Source organism: Allobosea sp. MMO-172, assembly GCF_037147855.1.
Lineage (GTDB): Bacteria > Pseudomonadota > Alphaproteobacteria > Rhizobiales > Beijerinckiaceae > Allobosea.
This window is the reverse complement of sequence record NZ_JBBCUM010000016.1, coordinates 1-20,888: the sequence shown is the minus strand read 5'-3', so window position 1 is coordinate 20,888 and position 20,888 is coordinate 1. Positions and strand designations below refer to the sequence as shown.

Annotated in this window: 21 protein-coding genes and 1 riboswitch; of the genes, 16 read left to right on the top strand and 5 right to left on the bottom strand. The window is 69.5% G+C overall.

The annotated features are described in order from the left end of the window. Positions 1-56: 56 nt before the first annotated feature. Both cobO and cobU read right to left on the bottom strand, forming a co-directional pair. Entirely contained in the window at positions 57-665 is a 609-nt protein-coding gene (gene cobO, locus WFK61_RS20920) for a cob(I)yrinic acid a,c-diamide adenosyltransferase (protein WP_336814005.1), read from the bottom strand. Next, positions 665-1,183 (bottom strand): bifunctional adenosylcobinamide kinase/adenosylcobinamide-phosphate guanylyltransferase, encoded by a 519-nt coding sequence (gene cobU / locus WFK61_RS20915; protein ID WP_336814004.1) that lies wholly within the window; start codon positions 1,181-1,183, stop codon positions 665-667. The genes cobO and cobU overlap by 1 nt, the downstream gene beginning before the upstream one ends. A 182-nt stretch (positions 1,184-1,365) precedes the next feature. Beyond that, a riboswitch (cobalamin riboswitch) is annotated at positions 1,366-1,551 on the top strand. A 37-nt stretch (positions 1,552-1,588) separates the two neighbouring features. Here cobU and WFK61_RS20910 point away from each other — a divergent pair. The 9 genes from WFK61_RS20910 to cobJ are packed head-to-tail and all read left to right on the top strand — an operon-like array spanning position 1,589 to position 10,872. Next, entirely contained in the window at positions 1,589-1,765 is a 177-nt protein-coding gene (locus WFK61_RS20910) for a CbtB domain-containing protein (RefSeq protein WP_257734273.1), read from the top strand. A gap of 12 nt (positions 1,766-1,777) precedes the next feature. Beyond that, positions 1,778-2,518, top strand: coding sequence for a CbtA family protein (locus WFK61_RS20905; protein ID WP_336814003.1), 741 nt, complete (start codon positions 1,778-1,780; stop codon positions 2,516-2,518). Positions 2,519-2,528: 10 nt separating this feature from the next. Next, positions 2,529-2,918 (top strand): DUF1636 domain-containing protein, encoded by a 390-nt coding sequence (locus tag WFK61_RS20900; protein WP_336814002.1) that lies wholly within the window; start codon positions 2,529-2,531, stop codon positions 2,916-2,918. A gap of 4 nt (positions 2,919-2,922) precedes the next feature. After that, the gene (gene cobW, locus WFK61_RS20895) at positions 2,923-3,993 is read left to right on the top strand and encodes a cobalamin biosynthesis protein CobW (RefSeq protein ID WP_336814001.1); all 1,071 of its coding nucleotides are present in this window, start codon (positions 2,923-2,925) and stop codon (positions 3,991-3,993) included. Between the two features lie 9 nt (positions 3,994-4,002). Beyond that, positions 4,003-7,428: a cobaltochelatase subunit CobN gene (cobN, locus tag WFK61_RS20890; protein WP_336814000.1), complete on the top strand. Its 3,426-nt coding sequence runs from the start codon at positions 4,003-4,005 to the stop codon at positions 7,426-7,428. Beyond that, positions 7,425-8,711: a precorrin-3B synthase gene (gene cobG, locus WFK61_RS20885; RefSeq protein ID WP_336813999.1), complete on the top strand. Its 1,287-nt coding sequence runs from the start codon at positions 7,425-7,427 to the stop codon at positions 8,709-8,711. The genes cobN and cobG overlap by 4 nt, the downstream gene beginning before the upstream one ends. Further along, entirely contained in the window at positions 8,708-9,340 is a 633-nt protein-coding gene (locus WFK61_RS20880; protein ID WP_336813998.1) for a precorrin-8X methylmutase, read from the top strand. The genes cobG and WFK61_RS20880 overlap by 4 nt, the downstream gene beginning before the upstream one ends. A gap of 3 nt (positions 9,341-9,343) precedes the next feature. Further along, positions 9,344-10,084, top strand: a complete 741-nt coding sequence (locus WFK61_RS20875; protein WP_336813997.1) for a precorrin-2 C(20)-methyltransferase — start codon at positions 9,344-9,346, stop codon at positions 10,082-10,084. After that, positions 10,081-10,872, top strand: coding sequence for a precorrin-3B C(17)-methyltransferase (gene cobJ, locus WFK61_RS20870; protein ID WP_336813996.1), 792 nt, complete (start codon positions 10,081-10,083; stop codon positions 10,870-10,872). The genes WFK61_RS20875 and cobJ overlap by 4 nt, the downstream gene beginning before the upstream one ends. Here cobJ and WFK61_RS20865 read toward each other — a convergent pair. After that, on the bottom strand, positions 10,815-11,579 hold the full coding sequence (locus WFK61_RS20865; RefSeq protein WP_336813995.1) for a cobalt-precorrin-6A reductase: 765 nt from the start codon (positions 11,577-11,579) through the stop codon (positions 10,815-10,817). The two genes, cobJ and WFK61_RS20865, sit on opposite strands and share 58 nt — an antisense overlap. Between WFK61_RS20865 and cbiE the strand changes: the two genes are divergently transcribed. From cbiE to bluB, 5 genes are read left to right on the top strand one after another with little or no spacing between them, the layout of a single operon-like run. Beyond that, entirely contained in the window at positions 11,578-12,828 is a 1,251-nt protein-coding gene (gene cbiE, locus WFK61_RS20860) for a precorrin-6y C5,15-methyltransferase (decarboxylating) subunit CbiE (protein WP_336813994.1), read from the top strand. The genes WFK61_RS20865 and cbiE overlap by 2 nt on opposite strands. After that, positions 12,825-13,217: a cobalamin biosynthesis protein gene (locus WFK61_RS20855; RefSeq protein ID WP_336813993.1), complete on the top strand. Its 393-nt coding sequence runs from the start codon at positions 12,825-12,827 to the stop codon at positions 13,215-13,217. Before cbiE ends, WFK61_RS20855 begins: the two co-directional genes overlap by 4 nt. After that, a complete protein-coding gene (gene cobM, locus WFK61_RS20850; protein ID WP_336813992.1) occupies positions 13,214-13,978 on the top strand; it encodes a precorrin-4 C(11)-methyltransferase in 765 nt (254 codons plus the stop codon). Before WFK61_RS20855 ends, cobM begins: the two co-directional genes overlap by 4 nt. Continuing rightward, positions 13,975-15,303: a cobyrinic acid a,c-diamide synthase CobB gene (locus WFK61_RS20845; RefSeq protein ID WP_336813991.1), complete on the top strand. Its 1,329-nt coding sequence runs from the start codon at positions 13,975-13,977 to the stop codon at positions 15,301-15,303. The genes cobM and WFK61_RS20845 overlap by 4 nt, the downstream gene beginning before the upstream one ends. Next, a complete protein-coding gene (bluB, locus tag WFK61_RS20840; protein ID WP_336813990.1) occupies positions 15,300-15,911 on the top strand; it encodes a 5,6-dimethylbenzimidazole synthase in 612 nt (203 codons plus the stop codon). Before WFK61_RS20845 ends, bluB begins: the two co-directional genes overlap by 4 nt. Positions 15,912-15,914: 3 nt before the next feature. Here bluB and WFK61_RS20835 read toward each other — a convergent pair whose 3' ends face one another. After that, positions 15,915-17,105, bottom strand: a complete 1,191-nt coding sequence (locus WFK61_RS20835; protein WP_336813989.1) for an MFS transporter — start codon at positions 17,103-17,105, stop codon at positions 15,915-15,917. A 123-nt stretch (positions 17,106-17,228) separates the two neighbouring features. On the opposite strand from WFK61_RS20835, the gene WFK61_RS20830 reads away from it, so the two are divergent. Further along, positions 17,229-18,137 carry a LysR family transcriptional regulator gene (locus tag WFK61_RS20830; protein ID WP_336813988.1) on the top strand — a complete coding sequence of 303 codons (909 nt, stop codon included), beginning with the start codon at positions 17,229-17,231 and terminating at the stop codon, positions 18,135-18,137. A 76-nt stretch (positions 18,138-18,213) separates the two neighbouring features. On the opposite strand, the gene WFK61_RS20825 is transcribed toward WFK61_RS20830, so the two are convergent. After that, positions 18,214-19,824: a caspase family protein gene (locus tag WFK61_RS20825; RefSeq protein WP_336813987.1), complete on the bottom strand. Its 1,611-nt coding sequence runs from the start codon at positions 19,822-19,824 to the stop codon at positions 18,214-18,216. A gap of 449 nt (positions 19,825-20,273) precedes the next feature. On the opposite strand from WFK61_RS20825, the gene WFK61_RS20820 reads away from it, so the two are divergent. Continuing rightward, positions 20,274-20,888: ABC transporter ATP-binding protein (locus WFK61_RS20820; protein WP_336813986.1), on the top strand; the 615-nt coding region annotated here is incomplete at its 3' end.

Here is a 20,888-nt window from a genome sequence, read left to right as displayed (position 1 = left end):
TCTCCGCTTCGCTGCGTCCGGGATGACCCAATGCCACCGAGGCACAGAGCGGGCTTTCAGAACTCGATGCCCTGCTGCGCCTTCACGCCTGCCGTGAAATGGTGCTTCACCAGCGTCATCTCGGTGACGAGATCGGCGGCTTCGATCAATTCCGGCTTGGCGTTGCGGCCGGTGACGACGACGTGCAGGTCGGGCCGGCGGGCGACCAGCGTCGCGACGACCTCGGCGAGCGGCAGATAGTCGTAGCGCAGGGCGATGTTGAGCTCGTCCAGCACCAGCAGGCTGATCTCCGGATCGGCCATCAACTCCTGCGCCTTGGCGAAGGCGCGCCCGGCGGCGGCGATGTCGCGGGTCTTGTCCTGCGTCTCCCAGGTGAAGCCTTCGCCCATGCTGTGCCACGAGACCTGATCGCCGAAGGCCTCCAATGCCTTGCGCTCGCCGGTCGACCAGGCGCCCTTGATGAACTGCACCACGCCGATGCGCCAGCCATGGCCGAGCGCGCGCAGGATCAGCCCGAAGGCCGCCGTCGACTTGCCCTTGCCGGGGCCGGTATTGACGATCAGCAGGCCCTTTTCGAGCGTCTTGGAGGCGACTTCGGCGTCCTGCACCGCCTTGCGCTTCTCCATCTTGGCCTTGTGGCGGGCGGCATCTTCAGTGTCGATCATCACTTCACTCGCATCGGCAATCCGGCGACCATGAAGACCACGCTGGCCGCACGCGCCGCAAGCGCCTGATGCAATCGCCCGGCCTCGTCGCGGAAGCGGCGGGCCAGCGCGTTCTCCGGCACGATGCCAAGGCCGACCTCGTTGCCGACCAGCACGAGCGGCGCGGAGACACGCTCGCAGGCGGCGATCAGGCCCTCGCGGGCGGCAGCGGTATCGCGTTCCGCCAGGATCAGATTGGTGAGCCAGAGCGTCAGGCAATCGACCAGGATCGGCCGGCCCGCCGGCTGGGCGGCAATCGCGCCGGCCAGATCGAGCGGCGCATCGACCGTCTGCCAGCCGGCCGGCCGGCGGGCGCGGTGCTCGGCGATGCGCTCCCGCATCTCGTCGTCATAGGCCTGCGCCGTCGCGATATAGGCCCAGGGTGCCGGCAGCGCCTCGATCAGCGCCTCGGCATGGCGGCTCTTGCCGGAGCGGGCGCCGCCGAGGACGAGGGTGAGATGGGAAATGTCGTTCGGCATCGCATCACTGTGTTTCCTGAGCCCTCATCCTGAGGAGGCCCGAAGGGCCGTCTCGAAGGATGATCCAGGAGGCTCTGGAGGGAACTGGAGCATCCTTCGAGACGCCGCTGACGCGGCTCCTCAGGATGAGGGCTCACGAAGAAGAAGATCGCGCATTGCATTGCACAGCAACACGGCGATGGCTAATGATGATCCGTGACGGTGCCTCCGCGAGGAGGTGAAAAGGGAACGCGGTGCGAGACCGCGGCTGCCCCCGCAACTGTAAGCGGATGTCCTTCGCCATCGGCCACTGGAGCGCAAGCTCCGGGAAGGCGGCACAGGGCGCCAAATCCGCGAGCCAGGAGACCTGCCGTCGACCCGCAGAGATCCAACCGGCTGCCGGCGGGGCGGCCACGGAGAACGCCTATGAACACCGCTTCGGTTTCCACACCCACGCTCAGCGTTTCGGAACGCGTCAAGGCGGTCGCCGCCGCGCTCGTGATCGGCGTCGCGCTGATCTACACGACCGGCTTCGCGGCCTCGACCAATGTCCACAACGCCGCGCACGACACCCGTCACGGCCTCGCCTTTCCCTGCCACTGAGGGAAAGCATCCATGGTCACGCGTGTTCTCACGGTCAGCATCCTGGCCGGGCTTCTGGCTGGCTTGATCGTCGCCGCCCTGCAGCATGTCACCACCACCCCGCTCATCCTCAAGGCCGAGACCTATGAGGCGGCGCTGCGCCTGCAGGCTCCGACGCTCGCCGCCTTCGACGGCGAGGCGAAAATCATCCTCGCGCATGGCCCTGCCGGCGACGCACCCGGCCACGACCATGCCGAGTGGAAGCCCCAGGACGGCCTCCAGCGCACGCTCCTCACCAGCGCGGTGACGATCGCGACGGCGATCGGCTTCGCGGCGCTGCTGCTGGCGGGCATGATCGCAGCCGGCGATACGATCGACCAGCGCAGCGCCCTCGTCTGGGGGGCCTGCGGTTTTCTCGCGCTCGGGCTCGCGCCTGCCATGGGGCTCGCGCCGGAACTGCCGGGTGCGGCTTCCGCCGCACTGGAGCAGCGCCAGCTCTGGTGGCTGTGGACCGCCGTCGCCACCGCGGCCGGGCTCTTCCTGTTCCTGCGCTTCGAGCAGCCCTGGCTCAAGCTCGTGGCGGTCGTCCTGATCCTGCTGCCGCATGTCGTCGGCGCCCCGCATCCGGCCGCGCCGGAGAGCAAGGTGCCGGCCGAGGTCGCCGCGCATTTCGCGTCGCTCTCGCTCGGCATCCAGGCCGCGCTCTGGCTCGTGACCGCCTTCATGGCCGGCGTGCTCTGGCCCCGGGCGAGCCGCCGGGCCGCCGAAGCCTGAAGGCAAGCCAATGTCCGAGGGCGACCTCACCATCCATGTCTGCACGGCCTGCCGCCGTGCCCGCGCCGATCTCCCGGAGGGTTACGACCAACCCGGACTGGCGCTGGCCGAGCGGCTCGCCGCGCAGCTTGCAGCCAAGGGCAGCACGATCCCCGTGCTGCCCGTCGAATGCCTCGCCGTCTGCAAGCGGCCCTGCACCATCGCGCTCAGCGCCGATGGCAAATGGACCTATCTGATCGGCGATCTCGACACCGACACCCATCTCGACGAGATCGTCGGCGCCGCGGAGGCCTATGCCGCCAGCGCCAACGGCATCGTTCCCTGGAAAGAGCGGCCGCAGTCCTTCCGCAAGGGCGTGGTCGCGCGCGTGCCGCCTTTGCCGGCGCGCCAGCAAGGATGACATCATGAACGCTCCGCAGACCGCGAACCTGGGCAAGACGTCACTTAGCAAGACGCCTTGCACCATCATCACCGGCTTCCTCGGCGCCGGTAAGACGACGCTGGTACGTCACCTCCTCGAGAATGCGCAGGGCAAGAAGCTCGCCGTGCTCGTCAACGAATTCGGCGATCTCGGCTTCGACGGCGAGTTCCTGAAGGGCTGCGGCATCGCCGGATGCAGCGACGAGGACGTGGTCGAGCTGCCGAATGGCTGCATCTGCTGTACCGTCGCCGATGATTTCGTGCCGGCGCTTGAGAAGCTGCTCAACCGGCCCAATCCGCCCGAGCATATCCTGATCGAGACCTCCGGCCTCGCTCTGCCGAAGCCCCTCGTCACCGCCTTCAACTGGCCGGCGATCCGTTCGCGCGTCACTGTCGACGGCGTCATCGCCGTGGTCGACGGCCCGGCCGTGGCCGAGGGCCAGTTCGCGGATGATCCCGAGGCGCTTGCCGCCCAGAAGGCGGCCGACGCTTCCGTCGAGCACGACAACCCGCTGGAGGAGGTGTTCGAGGACCAGATCCTCTGCGCGGACCTGATCCTGCTCAACAAGAGCGACCTCGTCGACGAGGCGGGCCGCGCGCGGGTCAAGGCCGAGATCGCCGAGCATCTGCCGAAGGCGATCAAGATCGTCGAGACCGCCCATGGCAAGGTCGAGCCGGCGCTGATCGTCGGCCTCGGCGCCGCCGCCGAAAGCGACCTCGCCGCCCGCCCGTCGCATCACGGCGAGGGCGAGCACGATCACGACCATGACGATTTCGACTCGGTCGCGGTGCCGCTGCCGGCCGGTCTCACGCCGGAAGAGCTCACGGCGCGCGTCGCCAAGGCGGCCGAGGCCGAGGGCGTGCTGCGGCTCAAGGGCTTCACCGCCGTGCCGGGCAAGCCGATGCGGCTCGTCGTGCAGGGCGTCGGCCGGCGCGTCGGGCATCATTTCGACCGGGCCTGGGGCGCCGACGAGGCCCGTGAGGGACGCCTCACCGTGATCGGTCTCAAGGGCTTCGACCTGAAGGCCGTGGAAGCGGCTCTCGCGGGGGCGTAAACTGGCGCGATGCATCTTCTCCCGACCAGCGAGATCAGGCTCGACGATGGCGAGGACGCCGTCGATCTCGCCCTGCCGCGGGAAGACGTGCTCGTCCTGTCCTTCACCGACAGCGACCTTTCGGCGCTGGCGGTGGCGGCAACCGACAGCAGCCTGTCGGTGCGGCTCGCGCCGCTCCGACGCCTGAAGCACCCGCTCTCGGTCGATTTCCTGATCGAGAAGACGGCCGCGCAATGCCGCTTCGTGCTGCTGCGCTGCCTCGGCGGACTGGACTACTGGCGCTACGGCATCGAGCAGCTCGGCCTCGCCTGCCGCGAACATGGCATCCCGCTCGCGATCCTGCCCGGCGACGAGCGCGACGATCCAAGGCTGGGCGAACACGCGACGGTGCCGGCGGCGTTCGCAGGCGAGCTGCTGGCCTATTTCCAGGTCGGCGGCGGCGCCGAGAACATGCGGCGCTTGCTGGGGCGGATAGACGGTTATCTGGCGCAAGCCGCTGAAACCGCGGACCTCACGCCCCTCCCTCTACCGTCCTTCTTCGCGCTCGGAAGCGGTGGCACTCCGCTATCATGGCACGAGGCACTGGCTGCCTCGCCCCCCGACCGGCCGCTCGTCCCGGTCCTGTTGTATCGCTCCGGCGTCGCCTCCGGCGACACCGCCATGGGCGAGGCAGTTGCCGCCGCGCTGGCCGCGCGCGACCTCGCGCCTCTGCCCCTCGCGCTGACCAGCCTGAAGGACCCAGCCGTCACGGCCGAACTCGCGGCATTGATCGCGACGCGCAAACCGGCCCTGATCGCCACCACCACCGCCTTCTCCGCCCGCGAAGGCACGGCTTTCGTGCTCGACGGCGCCGATTGCCCGATCCTGCAAGCGGTGCCGGTCGGCAGCCCGCGCGAGGCCTGGGAGGCTTCGCCGCGCGGGCTCTCGGCCGCCGATCTGGCCATGCAGGTGGCGCTGCCGGAATTCGACGGGCGCATCGGCGCCATTCCCGTCGCCTTCAAGGCGGAAGAGACCGATCCGGCGACCGGGCTTTCCACCCGCCGGCTGGTGCCCGATGCGGCGGGCATTGCCGCGCTGGCCGATCTGGCGGCCGGCTGGATCGCGCTGGCGCGAAAGCCTGCGGCAGAGTGCCGGCTGGCGCTGGTGATGTCGGATTATCCCGCGCGCGGCGGGCGGGCGGGGTTTGCCGTCGGGCTCGATACGCCGGCCAGTGTGACGGCGATCCGGGAATTGCTGGCGGGAGCGGGATATCAGGTCGGCTCCACCACCTCCCGCGTCATCCCGAGCTTGACCCGGGATCCATTCCAGAGCGCCTCCGATGAAGGTTCAGGCATGGATCCCGGATCGGCGCCGCTGACGCGGCTTGTCCGGGATGACGGCGTTAATTTAGACGAGGGGGCCTTGCTGATGGCCTCGCTCACGGCCGGCCCGACCACACTGAGCATTTCGCTCGCTGCCTATCGCGACTGGCTCGATACGATCCCCGCCGCCGCCCGCGAAACCCTTGTCGCCAGCCACGGAGCGCCGGAATCCGATCCGGCCTGCCGCGATGGCGCCTTCCATTTCCGCGCCGTGCGCCATGGCCATCTCACCGTCGCCCTGCAGCCGGCGCGCGACGCCACGCCCGATCGCAAGGCGCGCTATCACGATCCGGACGCCCCGCCCGGCCATGCTTATCTCGCCTTCTATCTCGCATTGCGCGAGGCCGAGGCCGTCGATGCGCTGATCCATCTCGGCACGCATGGCACCATGGAGTGGCTGCCGGGCAAGGCCGTGGCGCTCTCGGCGGGCTGCTGGCCGCGCTTAGCCGTCGGCGGACTGCCGGTGATCTATCCCTATGTCGTGGATGACCCCGGCGAAGCGGCGCCGGCCAAGCGGCGGCTCTCGGCCGTCACGCTCGGCCATCTGCCGCCGCCGCTGGCCGAGACGGAAGCGGCCGGCGAGACCGCCCTGCTGCGCGATCTCGTCGAGGAATTCTCGCAGGCGCAGGTGCTCGACTCGCGCCGCGCCGATATCGTCGCCGGCGAAATCCGGGCGCGGGCCGAAGCGAGCGGGCTCGCCGCCTCCTGCGGCGTCGCCGCCGATACCGAGATGAACGAGGCGCTGACGCGGCTCGACGCCCATCTCTGCGATATCGCCGAACTACCCTTCCGCGACGGCCTGCACATATTTGGGCAGTCCGAGATTGATCCGGGTTCCGCCAGCAACGAGCGCGAGAACCTGCTCGCCGCGCTCGCTGGCCGCTTCGTCGCCCCCGGCCCGGCTGGCGCACCGCATCGCGGACGACCCGACGTGCTGCCGACCGGACGCAATCTCTCGACGCTCGATCCGCGCGCGATCCCGACGCGCGCCGCCGCCCGGCTGGGCAAGCTCGCGGCTCAGGCGGTGGTCTCGCGCCATCTGCAGGATCATGGCGACTATCCCCGCCGGATCGTGATGGACCTCTGGGCCTCGCCGACGCTGCGCTCGGGCGGCGAGGATATCGCGCATGCGCTCGCGCTGATGGGCGCCGAGCCCGTCTGGGACAAGGCCTCGACCCGCGTCACCGGCTTCAGCATCATCCCGCAGCCGAAACTCGCCTACCCGCGCCTCGATGTGACCGTGCGCATCTCCGGCACCTTCCGGGACACGTTTCCGGGGCAGATCGCCCTGATCGACCAGGCGGCACGGGCAGTGGCTGCGCTGGGCGAGCCGGACGACTGGAACGAGCCCGCCGCCGCCCGCCGCCGTGGCGCGCATGGCGCGCGCATCTTCGGCGCCGCGCCCGGCCGCTACGGCGCCGCCATGGCCGACCGGGCGCTCGATGGCCACTGGACCGCGCGAGATGAACTGGGCGCCGCCTATCTCGCGGCTTCGGACCATGCCTATGGCGGGCCGGAAGGCGCAGGCACGGCCGATGCCGGCTTCGCCGGCCGTATCCGCGCCTCCGACGCCTTCATCCATGTCAGCGACACTGCCGGGCGCGATATCCTCGAAGCCAGCAGCGCCGCCGATGTCATCGGCGGGCTCGCGGCGGCAGCCAAGGCGCTCGGCGCCGATCCCGCGCTCTACAGCCTCGACAGCGCGAACCCGGAGGCTCCGAAGGCGCGCACGCTGGCCGAGGATATCGCCCGCATCGTCCATGGCCGCCTGACGCATCCGCGCTGGATCGCCTCCCAGCTCGCCCATGGCTGGCGCGGCGCGGCGGAACTGGCCGAGGCGGTCGATACCCTCTTCGTCTTCGCAGCGAGCACGGACGCCGTCGCGGACGGGCTGTTCGATGCCGTGTTCCAGGCTTATTGCGCCGATCCGCAGGTCTGGTCCGCGCTGGAAACCGCCAATGCGCCGGCCGCGGCTTCCATCCGCTCGCGTCTGACTGATGCCGCGCGACGCGGGCTCTGGACCAGCCGGCGCAACTCGGTCGGCGCCTTCCTGGCGCGGGAAGCGGCGGAATGAGCGCCCTTCCCCAGGAAGCTTTGCGCCGCGGCTGGTGCCCGAGCACGCTGAAGCCGATGGAAACCGGCGATGGCTGGCTGGTGCGCCTGCATCCGCCCGGTGCACAGCTGGCGCCTGCGCAGTTGCGGCGGATCGCGGCGCTGGCCGTGGAACACGGCAACGGGCTGATCGAAATCTCCGCCCGCGCCAATCTGCAGATCCGCGGCGTGACGCCCGACACTCATCCGAAACTGGTCGAGCGGCTGCTGGCAGAGCATCTCGTCGACGAGCACGAGGGCGACGGACCGCAGCGCGTGACGCTGGTCTCGCCGCTGGCCGGACAGAACCCGACCGACCTGATCGACGCCGTCGCTCTGGCCGCCCAGATCGAACAGCGTGCCCGCGCCATCCCCGGCCTGCCGGCCAAGCTCGCCGTCGTCGTGGACGATGGCGGCGCACAGGTGCTGGATAAGTTTCCTTGTGACATCCGGCTCGTCGGTATCGCGGCCGGGCAAGCGGCCTTGTGCCTCGGAGACTGCCTCTGGCGCGGCCCGATCGCCGAGGCGGGAGCTGCTGCGGCGGTCGAAATCGCTTTGCGCCGCTTCACGGCCTTGCGCAAAGCCGCTCCTGATCGCATCCGCCGCCTGCGCGACCTCTCCCCCGAAAGCTTGGCGAACCTGAGCGTCTTGCCCGAAACGGCCGCTCCAACGCCACGGATGCCGCCCCGACGCGCCGGACTGTTCGCTCTGGAAAGTGCCCAACACGCCGCGCTCATCGGCCTGCCGTTCGGCCGCTGCGATGCTGCGGTGCTCGACAGGCTCGCCGCTGGGACCGAGACGAGCGCGGCCGCGATCCGGCTTTCGCCCTGGCGCGGGCTCGCCTTCCGCAATCTCGGCCGTGCTGAAGCCGAGAGCCTGCTATCGCTTGCGGACGATCTCGGCCTGATCACCAGCGACGACGATCCACGCCTCTCGGTGCAGGCCTGCGCCGGCAGCCCCGCCTGCTTGCGCGCCGAGGCGCCGACCATGACCGATGCGGCCGCGCTCGCCGAAACCGCCGCCGGCCTGCTGGCGCAGGACGTGACGCTGCATGTCTCCGGCTGCGTCAAGGCCTGCGCCCATCCGGCGGCTGCCGATCTCACGCTGGTCGGGCGAGCGGGGCGCTACGATGTCGTTCTGAACGGCACGACGCGGGACAAGCCGATCGCGACGCTTGACCTTTCGGCGCTGCTCACGCGATTGCAGCCCGGACAGGATATTCACGCCCGGCTGAAGGCCGCGCGTTCGACGGGATCGCAGGGTTGAGCAAGGCATACGACTACATTCAGGACGGCGCGGCGATCTATGAGCGCTCCTTCGCCATCATCCGCGCCGAGGCCGATCTTTCCCGCTTCAGCGGCGCGGCCGAGCGCGTCGTCGTGCGCATGATCCATGCCTGCGGCATGACGGACCTGCCCGGGGACGTCGAGATGTCCGCTGGTTTCGCCGAGGTAGCGCAGACGGCCCTCAGGAACGGGGCGCCGATCCTGTGCGATGCCAAGATGGTCGCCAACGGCGTGACGCGCGCCCGCCTGCCGGCGAGTAACGAGGTTCTCTGCACGCTCGACGATCCGCAGGTTCCGGCACTGGCAGCTGAGATGGGCACGACCCGCTCCGCCGCCGCGATGGAGCTCTGGAAGCCCCGGCTGGCCGGCGCGATCGTGGTGATCGGCAATGCGCCGACCTCGCTGTTCCGCCTGCTCGAGATGCTCGATGCCGGCGCGCTGAAGCCTGCTGCCGTGATCGGCATTCCCGTCGGCTTCGTCGGCGCGGCGGAATCGAAGGAAGCGCTGTCCAAGGACGGGCGCGTGCCCTTCGTCGTGGTGCATGGCCGCCGCGGCGGCTCGGCCATGGCCGCGGCAGCGGTCAATGCGCTGGCCCAGGACAAGGAATAAGCGATGAGCGGGACGAACAGGACCCTGCTCTATGGCGTCGGCCTCGGGCCGGGGGCGCCGGACCTGATGACGGTGAGGGCACGCGAGATCATCACCACGGCCGACCGGCTGGTGCATTTCTGCAAACGCGGCCGGCGCGGCAATGCCCGCAGCACGGCGGACGCGATCATCGCGCCCGATCCGGCCCGCGAGATCGAGCTCGCCTTCCCGGTGACGATCGAGGCCAGCGTCGGCGAGCCCGATTATGACGGACCGATCGCCGCCTTCTACGAGGAGGCGGCAGAGCGTCTCGCAACGGAGATGCAGGCCGGGCGGACGCTCGCCGTGCTCTGCGACGGCGACCCGTTCTTCTACGGCTCCTTCATGCATCTGTGGCGGCGGCTCAGCCACCGCTTCCCGACCGAGGTGGTGCCCGGCGTCACCGGCATGACCGGTGCCTGGGGCGAAGCCGGTGCGCCGATCACCTGGGGCGACGACGTCATGACCGTGCTGCCCGGCACGCTGCCGGAGGCGGAGCTGGCGCGGCGGCTTGCCGATACCGATGCCGCCGTGATCATGAAGCTCGGACGCAACCTGCCGAAGGTGCGACGCGCGCTTGTCGCCGCCGGGCTGGAAGGGCGCGCGATCTATGTCGAGCGCGCGACGATGGCGCGGCAGGTGGTGGCGCGGCTGAGCGACAAGACCGATGACGAGGCGCCCTATTTCGCGATGGTGCTGGTGCCCGGCGAAGGGCGGCGCCTGTGACGGGCTCGCTGACCATCGTCGGCCTCGGCCCGGGCACGCCGGACTGGATCACGCCGGCCGCGCAGGCGGCACTCGAGGCCGCGACCGATATCGTCGGCTACGGCCCCTATGTCGACCGGGTTCCCGAACGGACGGGGCTGACCAAGCACGCTTCCGACAATCGCGTCGAGGTCGAACGGGCCTCCCATGCCCTGCAACTGGCGGCGGAAGGCCGGACGGTGGCGGTGGTCTCGGGCGGCGATCCCGGCGTCTTCGCCATGGCGGCAGCGGTATTCGAGGCGCTGGAGGCCGGGCCGGCGGCATGGCTGGGCATCACGATCGCGGTCGAGCCCGGCATTACCGCGATGCTGGCAGCGGCGGCAAAGGCCGGCGCGCCGCTGGGCGGGGATTTCTGCGCGATCTCGCTCTCGGACAATCTGAAGCCCTGGGATGTCGTGACGGCGCGGCTCGAAGCCGTTCTCGCCGCCGATTTGGTGATCTGCCTCTACAATCCGATCTCGAAGGCCCGGCCCTGGCAGCTCGGCAAGGCGCTGGAGTTGGCGGCGACGCAGCGTGCATCCGAAACGCCGGTGCTCTTCGCCCGCGCCGTCGGACGGCCGGACGAGAACCTGCGCATCCTGACGCTGGCGGAAGCCGTTGCGGCCGCGAGCACGGCCGACATGGCGACGCTGGTGATGATCGGGGCTTCGAGCACGCGATTGATCGCGCGCGAGGGCGCGGCGCCTTACGTCTATACGCCGCGTTCGGTGGCGAAGATGCCTTGCGCCACGAGCCAGGGCAGGACCTGATCGATATGATCGACGGTCTCGACAGCGGGCTTGGGCGGGCGCTCCACCATCACCACCGGCAGGGAAAGCCGGCGCGCCGCCACGAGCTTGCCGACCGTGGCCGGGCCGCCGGAATTCTTGCTGACCAGGATCTCGACGCCCTCGCGGCGCATCAGATCCTCCTCGTCATCGGCATCGAAGGGTCCGCGCTGCTGGATGACGTCGACATGCGGCACCGGCAGGCGATCGCCGATCGGCTCGATGGCGCGGACGAGATAGCGATGATGGGGCGCATCCGCGAAAGCCGGCAGTTCGAGCCGGCCGACCGTGAGGAAGACGCGCCGCGGCTCGTCGCCCAGCGCCTGCGCGGCCGCCTCGATATCGGGCACGGATTTCCAGCGATCGTCGGCGCGCGGCTTCCAGGAATCGCGGCGGATCGCCAGCAGCGGCACGCCTTCCGCCTTGCAGGCATGCTCGGCATGGAAGGGCATGATCGCGGCGAAGGGATGGGTCGCGTCGACGACAGCGACAATGCCTTCCTCGACCAGATAACGCCTCAAGCCCTCGACGCCACCGAAGCCGCCGGTGCGGACCGGCAGGTTGCTCGGACGGGGATCGACGGTGTGCCCCGCCAGGGAGATAATGGCGCGAATATCGGGAGCCTGATCAGCCAGGTGCTGGTCAAGCGCAGCAGCTTCGCTCGTTCCGCCGAGGATGAGGACGGTCATGTCGCCAGTTTTGCGTGAATCGGATGTTCTGTCGAGCCGTGAGACGCCGGCCCCCTGGCTCGCGCTGATCGGGCTGGGCGAGGACGGAGCCACCGGCCTTTGCCGGGAGGCGCTCGCGGCACTGAACGAGGCCGAGATCGTCTTCGGCGGCGAGCGGCATATCGCCCTGGTCGGCTCCGTGCCCGGAGAGTTGCGCCCCTGGCCGCAGCCCTTCCGCAACGCGCTGCCGCAGATCCTGGCCGAGCGCGGCCGCAAGGTCTGCGTGCTCGCGACCAGCGACCCGTTCCACTACGGCATCGGCAACAGCCTGAGCCGCGCCATTCCCGCCGCGGAAATGCGCATCATCCCGCAGCTCTCCTCCTTCTCGATGGCCTGCACGCGGATGCGCTGGCCGCAGGAGGAATGCGCGCTGGTCTCGCTGCATGGCCGGACGCTCTACCGGATCGTGCCGCATCTCCAGCCGGAAGCCCGCATCCTCGCCCTCTCCTGGGACGAGACGACGCCGCGCGCTGTGGCCGAACTCATGACCGCGCGCGGCATGGGCGCAAGCCGGATCGTGGTGATGGAATCGCTCGGCGGGCCGCAGGAGCGCATCCGCGAATGCCGCGCCGACGCCTTCGCCCTCGACGACATCGTGCCGCTCAACCTGATCGCGGTCGAGGTCACGGCGACCCGCGATTCCCGCATCCTGCCGCTGGCGCCGGGGCTCGACGAGGAGTGGTTCGCCCATGACGGGCAGATCACCAAATCGGAAATCCGCGCGATCACGATCTCGGCACTGGCCCCGCGCGGAGGCGAACTGCTCTGGGATGTCGGCGGAGGCTCGGGTTCGGTCGCCGTCGAATGGTGCCAGCGGCACCTCCGCAACCGCGCCGTCGCCTTCGAGGCCAAGCCGGAGCGGGCCGAGCGGATCAGGCGCAACAAGCTGGAGCTCGGCGGATTGTCCGTCGAGGTGGTCGGCGAGGCACCGGCCGGCTTCGTCGGGCGCGAGGCGCCGGATGCGGTCTTCATCGGCGGCGGCCTGACGGAGGATGGCCTGTTCGACGCCGCGTGGACGGCATTGAAGCCGGGCGGGCGGCTCGTCGCCAATGTCGTGACGATCGAGGGCGAGGCCAGGCTCGCCGCGCTCCATGCCGAGCATGGCGGCTCCTTGCGCCGTATCTCGATCGACCGGCTGGCGCCCGTCGGCGGCAAGCACGGCTGGCGCCCGGCCATGCCGGTCACACAATGGCGGGTCGAGAAGCCTTGAGCGCCGGCCGCCTCGTCGCCGGCATCGGCATCAGGCCCGGGACGGAGGCCGCCGAAATCCTGGCCTGCCTCGACCAGGCGCTGGCGAGCGCCGGGCTTGCCGGCGCGCAAACGCCGCGCTTCGCCACGCTGGCGAGCCGCGTCGCGGAAGCCGGCATGGTCGCGGCCGCCCATGAGCGCGCGGCCGAGCTCGTTGCCATCCCCGACGAAGCGCTGAAGGGCTTCGAGGCCGCCTGCGCGACGCGCTCGACCCGGATCGCCTCGCTCTACGGCGTCGGCTCGGTGGCGGAAGCCGCCGCGCTGGCCGCGGCTGGACCCGGCGGCGAACTGGTGCAGCCGCGCATCGCAACCGCGCGCGTCACCTGCGCGCTCGCCAGAAGCTTCGCATGACCATCCATTTCATCGGCGCCGGCCCCGGCGCGCCCGATCTCATCACGCTGCGCGGGCGCGATCTCATCGCCGCTTCGCCGATCTGCCTCTATGCGGGCTCGCTGATCCCCAGGGCGATGCTCGCCTGGTGCCCGCCGGGCGCGCACATCGTCGACACCGCCCCGCTCGATCTCGATGCGATCATCGCCGAGATGGCGGCCGCCCATCGCGCCGGGCAGGATGTGGCGCGATTGCATTCCGGCGATCTCTCGATCTGGAGCGCCTGCGGAGAGCAGATGCGCCGGCTCGACCAGTCCGGCATTCCCTATACGGTGACGCCGGGCGTGCCCGCCTTCGCGGCGGCCGCGGCCGTGCTGAAGCGCGAACTGACCTTGCCGGGCGTCGCACAATCGCTGGTGCTGACGCGCACCTCCGGCCGTGCCTCGGCCATGCCGGAGAAGGAGAAGCTCGCGACCTTCGCCACTTCCGGCACGACGCTGGCGATCCATCTCTCGATCCATGTCGTCGAGCAGGTCGTGGCGGAACTGACGCCGTTCTACGGCGCCGATTGCCCGGTTGCGGTGGTGTTCCGCGCGACATGGCCGGACGAGACCGTCCTGCAAGGCCGACTCGCCGATATCGCGGAGAAGGTTCGCGCCAGCGCACTCGAGCGCACGGCGCTCATCCTCGTTGGCCCTGCGCTGGCCGCCGATGATTTCGGCGAAAGCGCGCTCTATTCGGTCGATTACGACCGGCGCTTCCGGCCGCGGGGCGGGCCATGACGGCGCGCGGGCTCCTCATCGCCGCGCCACGCTCCGGCTCCGGCAAGACCACGATCACGCTTGGATTGCAGCGCGCTTTGGCGCGCCGGGGCCTCACCGTGCGCGGACTGAAATGCGGGCCGGACTATATCGACCCGGCCTTCCACGCCGCCGCGACGGGCGCGCCCAGCGCCAATCTCGACAGCTACGCGATGACGGGCGGGTTGCTCGGCCAGATCGCCGGGGAAGCGGCCCGTGCCGCCGACATCGTCATCGCCGAGGGCTCGATGGGGCTGTTCGACGCCGTGCCGGGCGAGATCGGGCATACCGGTGCCAGCGCCGACATCGCCGCGCTGACCGGCTGGCCTGTCGTGCTCGTCGTCGATGTCTCCGGCGCGGCGCAATCGGTGGCCGCGGTCGCGCTCGGCTGCAAGCTCTACGATCCGCGCATCCGCGTCGCCGGCGTGATCCTGAACAAGGTCGCAAGCCCCCGGCATGAGCGCTTGGTCCGGCTGGGCATGGAGCGTATCGGCCTGCCCGTGCTGGGCGCGCTGCCGCGCGAAGCCAGCCTGATCCTGCCCGAGCGCCATCTCGGGCTGGTCCAGGCCGGCGAAACCGCCGACCTGCACGCGCGACTCGATGCGCTGGCGGAAGCGGTCTCGAAGGCGGTCGATCTCGATGCGGTCATGGCAACGGCCGGCGCGACCACGCTTCCGGCGACTCCGGATGGGGCCGCCCCGCCCCTGCCCGCGCCGGGACGGCGGATCGCCATCGCCCGCGATGCCGCCTTCTCCTTCGTCTATCCGCATGTCGAGGCGGGCTGGCGCGCGGCCGGTGCGGAACTCGTGCCGTTCTCGCCACTCAACGACGAGGCGCCTGCAGACGGTTGCGACACCTGCTGGCTGCCGGGCGGCTATCCTGAACTCCATGCCGGCACGATCGCGGCGGCGGGGCACTTCCTGAACGGCCTCCGCGCCTTCGCCGAAACCCGACCCGTCCATGGCGAGTGCGGCGGCTACATGGTGCTGGGCCGCAGCCTGACCGATGCCGACGGGGTGACCCATGCCATGGCGGGCCTGCTCTCGGTCGAAACCTCCTTCGCCAGGCGGAAGATGAACCTGGGCTATCGCCGGGCGGTTCTGGAAGCGGATGGCCCGATCGGGCCGGCCGGAACTGCGCTGACCGGCCATGAATTCCACTACGCGAGCATCGTCGCACAGGGCGAGGATCCGCCCTTCGCCGTCGTCACCGATCCGCATGGTTCGGCGCCAGCTCCCGCCGGCAGCCGCCGCGGGCTGGTCACCGGCTCGTTCTTCCACGCCATCGCCACGGCGGACAGCGCGTGAGCCAGCCGCCGGTCTTCGACGAAGCTTTCGGCCGGCAGTTCGAGGAATTGCTGCGCTGGCGGCGCGATGTGCGGCGGTTCAAACGCGACCCGGTCCCGGTGGAGCTGATCGAGGCGCTGCTGGCGCAAGTCAGGCTTTCTCCCTCCGTCGGACATGCGCAGCCCTGGCGCTGGGTCGCCGTTGCCGAACCGGCGCGGCGCAGCGCGGTGCAAGAAAGCTTCAGCCGCTGCAATGCCGATGCGCTTGCGTCCTACGAGGGCGAGCGGGCGGCGCTCTATGCCCGCCTCAAGCTGGAGGGGCTGCGAGAAGCCCCGGTTCAGTTCGCAGTGTTCTGCGATCATGGCACCGAACGCGGCCACGGCCTCGGCCGACGGACCATGCCGGAAATGCTGGACTATTCGGTGGTTGCGGCGATCACGCAGTTCTGGCTGTCCGCACGCATCCACGGACTGGGCGTCGGCTGGGTCTCGATCCTCGATCCCGGCGCGGTCGCCAGCGTTCTCGATGCGCCGCCTGAATGGAAGCTCGTCGCCTATCTCTGCATCGGCTGGCCGGAAGAGGAATGCGACGCCCCCGAGCTGGTCAGGGCGGGCTGGGAGCGCGGCTGAGCGTCAGCTTCTCGGCCGGGAGAGGCCCGCGAGGTCGCTGCGCAGCCCGAACGAGGTCAGCATGGCGAGAAGGGCGAGGACCGCGACCAGCGCGGCGGCGCTCGTCCAGCCGATGCCCGAGATCACCAGTCCGACCACGGCCGGGCCCAGGACCTGGCCGAGATTGCTGCCCTGCATCAAGAGGCCGATGCTGGCCGGAACCAGATTGGGGCGCGGCGCGAGCGCGGCGGCGGTCGAGAGCAAGGTCGCGGGGATGAAGCCGCCAGCCGTCGCGAACAGGATGCCGGAGAGAAAAGCGCCGGCCGGCGGCAGGAGCGGCAGGAAGACGAAGACGGCTGCCAAGCCCATCGCGAAGCTCGCTCCGGCGAGGACCGTGAGCCGCGACACGCCGCGAGCGAGCAGCACCCCCGCGATCAGGTTGCCGACGATGTTGCCGGCGGTGGCGAGCCCGCTGAGCAGCCCCGCAATCGCCAGCGAGCTATGCATCCGCTCGATCAGCAGAACCGGCAGGAAGCTCAGCACCGCGAAGAACATCATCGCGTAGAGCGCGAAGCACAACGACAGAAGCAGCGGCCCGCGCGTCCTGAACATGCCGCCGGCATCGATGGCGAGCTGTCGCCACGATACGGCCGCACCGGCCGCCGAGGCCGGTACCCTCGATGCGACCGCGATCTCGCAGGCCAGCGCGAAACCTGCTCCGCCCAGCCAGATCGCGCGCCAGCCGCCGAAGAGCGGGCCGAGCAGCATCGCCAGCGCCATGCCGGCCGGCATGAAGCAGCTCCACAAGGCCATCGCGATCTCGCGATCATGCTCGCCGACGCAACGGCGCAGCAGGGCCGGGCCGGAGACGCTGACCATCAGGAAACCCGAGCCCTCGACGACACGGCAGGCCAGCAAGAGGCCGAAGCCGGATGTGGCCGCGCCGAGCGCGCTGCCCAGTGCGAGCAGCATCAGGCCGAGCAGCAGGATGCGCCGGTCGCCGAAGCGCGTCGCCAACGCGCCGACGGGCACGCCGCCGAACAGGCCGAGCACCGCGAAGATCGAGCTGACCCAGCCGAGCACGGCGAGGTCGCGCCCCGTCTCAGCCTGCAACAGCGGGATCGCGATCGCCGCCTTGCCGATCTGGAGCGAGGCGGCGATGCCGGCCGCGACGACCAGAACCACCACCCACCAGTCGGTTCGGGCGGCTGTCATGCCTCCCGCCATCTCATCGCTCTTGCGCAAGCTGCGTCACCTCGTTGGCGCAGCTGTGATGCACCGTCGCGCCAATCGACAGAAGTGAGATAATTCTCATCGAATTGATCTATAAGATCGATCATGCTCGACAATCTCTCCCTCGATCAGATGCGAATGTTCCTCGCGGTCTGCGACAGCGGCAGCTTCCGCGCCGCGGCGAAGGAACTCGGCCGCGTCCAGTCGGCCGTCAGCCATGCCATCGCCAAGCTGGAAGACGAGCTCGGCGTCAGGCTGTTCGACCGCTCCGGCCACCGGCCGGTGCCGACGCCGGAAGGCCGGGCCCTGCTCGCGAATGTGCGCGACGTCCTGCTGCGCGTCGATGCGATGCGCGCCCGGGCGCGGGGGTTACGCGAAGGCGTCGAGCTGGAATTGTCGCTGACGATCGACGTGCTGTTCCCGCCCTTGCTGGTCGGCGCGGCGCTGGCCGAGATGAGTCTGGCCTATCCGTCAGTGGCGATCAGAATTTCGGCCGAAGCGCTCGGCGGCCCGATAACGGCGCTGCTGGAGCAACGCAGCCAGGTCGCGGTCATCGTCGGCGAGAGCTTTCGCGATCCGCGCATCGCCATCGAGGCTCTGGCATCGATCGAGATGATCGCGGTGGCGGCGCCCTCGCACCCGCTTGGACAGGCAAGTGGGCTGGCGCTCGATGCGGCGGCGCTCGCCGACCATCTCCAGATCGTGCAGTTCGACCGTTCGCCCCTGACCGACCAGCGCGATATCGGCGTGATCTCGCCGCGGACCTGCCGCGTCGGCGGGCAGGACATCAAGCACGCGATGATCCGGGCCGGCCTGGGCTGGGGCCGGCTACCGGGCTGGCTGGCAGAAGAGGATCTCGCCAGCGGCCGGCTGGTTCGCGTCGAGACCGGCATTCTGGGCCGACGCGGGCAGCTTCCCGCCGAAGCCTATATCGGACACAGGCTGGATGCGCCGCTTGGACCCGCTGCCCGCGGCTTCACGACGGCGCTGACCCGGCTCTGCGCTCCCGCCTAGATCGCCGCAGCCGGCCAAAATGAAAAGGCCGGCCCGAGGGCCGGCCTACCGGATTGCTGGAGCCGGGGGCGATCCGTCAGCGGCGGAAGCCGCCACCGATCGCGCCGCCGAGAACACCGCCGACGATGCCGCCGAAGATCGCGGCGCCGGCGCTGTCACCGGCATCGCCATCACGCGTCCGGACACGGCCCTGATAGCCGGTGCTGGTGGTACCGCGACGCGGCGTCGTGGTCGTGCCCTGATAGACCTCGCCACGCTCGCGGGCGAGGTCGCGCCGGTACATCTCGTCGCCATCATAGGAGGTAACGTTGCGGGTCGCAGCCTTGCCTTCGCCGGCGGTCTTGGTGCTGCGCTTCTTCTCGGCCGCGGCCTTCTCCTCGGCGAGGACAGCCTGATAGGCCGTCTCGCTCTGGCTGCGAAGGGCACTGACCTGCATCGCGGTCAGGAAGCCGGTCTCCGGGATGCTGCGCGACTTCTGCCAGGCCTGGATCGCCTTGCGATGGCTCGGGCCGAAGGTCGTCGCGGCCTTCCCGGGCTGGAAGCCGCTGACGCGCAGACGGGTCTGCACTTCGCGCCGACCAGCATTGTCCAGCTTCATCGCGGTCTCGGTCTGCGCCGTGCCGATCTCCTTCTTGAGCGCCTCGTCATTGACGCCGGGAGGCGTCGCGAGGAAGCCGCTCGCCGGCTTCGCCGCGTCGAGGCTGGCGAGGCGGTTGCGGGCGAAGGTCGCGAACTGTCCCGACGGGAAGGCGTCGAGATAGGCGCGGTAGTCGGCGGCCGAGTTGCCGCGCTCGGCGACTTCCCAGGTCTTGACGTCGAGCTGGGCGCGATCGAGCGAAGGGGCCACCGGCATGGCCGGCATCGGCACGGCCGCGTCGATGGTCTTGGTCGCGGCCACGCCCGGATCGACGGCAGCGAGCTTCAGCGTCGGGTTCATCTTGAACTCGCCGATGATCGAGGAATTGGTCCAGGGCTTCTGCTTCTTGCCGGTGGTCTCCCAGACATCGGCGCGCACGCGGTCCATCACCGTGGTGATCGACACTTCGGGCGTCTCGATATGCTTGAGCAGCGCGCTGGTGAAGGGGCTGTTGCCGTCACGCTCGCCGTCGAGCGCGGTGGCGCGCGGATCGGTGGCGAAGGCGATCAGGATGCCCGACGCCGATTGCGTCTCGATCGCGGTCAGGCCGCGGGTGACGGCGCGCGACTTCGCGGCGAGCTGGGCGGCGAAGGGATTGTCGCGGCAGGCGTCGAGGATGACGATGTTGACGCGCTCGTCGCGCTGCATCTGGCGCAGCACGAGCTGGACGTTCACGGCGCGGAAGTCGAGATCGGCTTCCGAACGCAGCGAGGCATCGACGGGGATCAGGTAGTTCTCGTCGCCGACGGCGATGCCGTGGCCGGCATAATAGACGAGGCCGGCCTTGGCGCCGTCGAGCTTCTGCGCGAACTCGCGCACGATACCCGTCATCTCGTCCATCTTGAGGTCGTAGCCCTCGACGACGTCGAAGCCGAGGCGCTTGAGCGCAGCCGAGATGCCCTTGGCATCGCGCTGCGGATTGGCCAGCGGCGGCACCGCCGTATAGGCGCTGTTGCCGATGACCAGCGCGACCCGCCGCTCAGGCACGGCCGCAGAGCCAGGAGAGGCCAGCGCCACCGCTGAGAGAACCAGCGCAAAGGCGACAGCCATTCGGGCACGGAACCCTGGAACCAGAGACGCGAAGTTCACGACAACCTCCCCAATTCGGCAATCGGCTGCCCGCCCGCAACGGTCGGCGCAGCGCACGATCAAAAACACGGCGGCAATATGGACGAAAGATGACCGCCATTTTTACCGCAACACGCTCCGATGGTAAACCGGAACATCACTATCGTCGCGCCAACCGCGATGCAGGTTCAAACAACCTTCATCTTTCCGGCGGTCGCGCGCCCGGTCGCGAGCCATGAACGGCCGCGCGGGCGTCCGCATCCTCCAATCGCATGAGATGAGCGGCATAAGACGAAGGGATGAGAGCGCGTCTGCCAAGACCGCTTTGAAAGCCGCGAACGTTGACTTATGCCCGGAGCGCGGTGCAGCATGACATGCAAGGGGAACCGCTTAAAAAAGAAAGATAAAGCTGATGAAGGCTGGCAACCGGCATGTCTGAGGATACTATTCTTTCGACATCAGGTCTTACAAAAGAATTTGCCGGCTTTACAGCTGTGAACGGCGTCGACCTGAGCGTTCGTCGGGGCTCTATTCACGCGCTGATCGGCCCGAACGGCGCGGGTAAGACGACCTGCTTCAATCTGCTGACGAAATTCCTCGCGCCCACGCGCGGCGCGATCGTCTATAACGGCCGCGACATCACCCGCGAGAAGCCGGCCGAGATCGCAAGGCTCGGGCTGGTGCGCTCCTTCCAGATATCGGCGGTGTTTCCCCAGCTTTCGGTGCTGACCAATGTCCGCATCGCGCTGCAGCGGCGCAAGCGCGGCGATTCGTTCGACTTCTGGCGCTCGGAACGCTCGCTGAAAGAACTCGATGCGGAAGCCGCCGCCCTGGTCGATGCCGTCGGCCTGACGCCCTTCCTCGGGCTGACCGCCGGCGAGCTCTCTTACGGCCGCAAGCGCGCGCTGGAGATCGCCACGACGCTGGCGCTCGACCCGGAGATGCTGCTGCTCGACGAGCCGATGGCCGGCATGGGCCGCGAGGATGTCGAGCGCATCGAGGCCCTGATCCGCAAGGTCTCGAAGAACCGCACCATCCTGATGGTC

Excerpts from the sequence above, each read along its gene's own strand:
- cobG (WP_336813999.1), top strand. The coding sequence starts at position 7,425 with ATGAGCGCCCTTCCCCAGGAAGCTTTGCGCCGCGGCTGGTGCCCGAGC.
- cobN (WP_336814000.1), top strand. The coding sequence starts at position 4,003 with ATGCATCTTCTCCCGACCAGCGAGATCAGGCTCGACGATGGCGAGGAC.
- WFK61_RS20825 (WP_336813987.1), bottom strand. The coding sequence starts at position 19,824 with ATGGCTGTCGCCTTTGCGCTGGTTCTCTCAGCGGTGGCGCTGGCCTCT.
- WFK61_RS20905 (WP_336814003.1), top strand. The coding sequence starts at position 1,778 with ATGGTCACGCGTGTTCTCACGGTCAGCATCCTGGCCGGGCTTCTGGCT.
- WFK61_RS20900 (WP_336814002.1), top strand. The coding sequence starts at position 2,529 with ATGTCCGAGGGCGACCTCACCATCCATGTCTGCACGGCCTGCCGCCGT.
- WFK61_RS20865 (WP_336813995.1), bottom strand. The coding sequence starts at position 11,579 with ATGACCGTCCTCATCCTCGGCGGAACGAGCGAAGCTGCTGCGCTTGAC.
- WFK61_RS20835 (WP_336813989.1), bottom strand. The coding sequence starts at position 17,105 with ATGACAGCCGCCCGAACCGACTGGTGGGTGGTGGTTCTGGTCGTCGCG.
- cbiE (WP_336813994.1), top strand. The coding sequence starts at position 11,578 with ATGTCGCCAGTTTTGCGTGAATCGGATGTTCTGTCGAGCCGTGAGACG.
- WFK61_RS20830 (WP_336813988.1), top strand. The coding sequence starts at position 17,229 with ATGCTCGACAATCTCTCCCTCGATCAGATGCGAATGTTCCTCGCGGTC.
- cobW (WP_336814001.1), top strand. The coding sequence starts at position 2,923 with ATGAACGCTCCGCAGACCGCGAACCTGGGCAAGACGTCACTTAGCAAG.
- cobM (WP_336813992.1), top strand. The coding sequence starts at position 13,214 with ATGACCATCCATTTCATCGGCGCCGGCCCCGGCGCGCCCGATCTCATC.
- WFK61_RS20845 (WP_336813991.1), top strand. The coding sequence starts at position 13,975 with ATGACGGCGCGCGGGCTCCTCATCGCCGCGCCACGCTCCGGCTCCGGC.
- WFK61_RS20875 (WP_336813997.1), top strand. The coding sequence starts at position 9,344 with ATGAGCGGGACGAACAGGACCCTGCTCTATGGCGTCGGCCTCGGGCCG.
- cobU (WP_336814004.1), bottom strand. The coding sequence starts at position 1,183 with ATGCCGAACGACATTTCCCATCTCACCCTCGTCCTCGGCGGCGCCCGC.
- cobO (WP_336814005.1), bottom strand. The coding sequence starts at position 665 with ATGATCGACACTGAAGATGCCGCCCGCCACAAGGCCAAGATGGAGAAG.
- WFK61_RS20910 (WP_257734273.1), top strand. The coding sequence starts at position 1,589 with ATGAACACCGCTTCGGTTTCCACACCCACGCTCAGCGTTTCGGAACGC.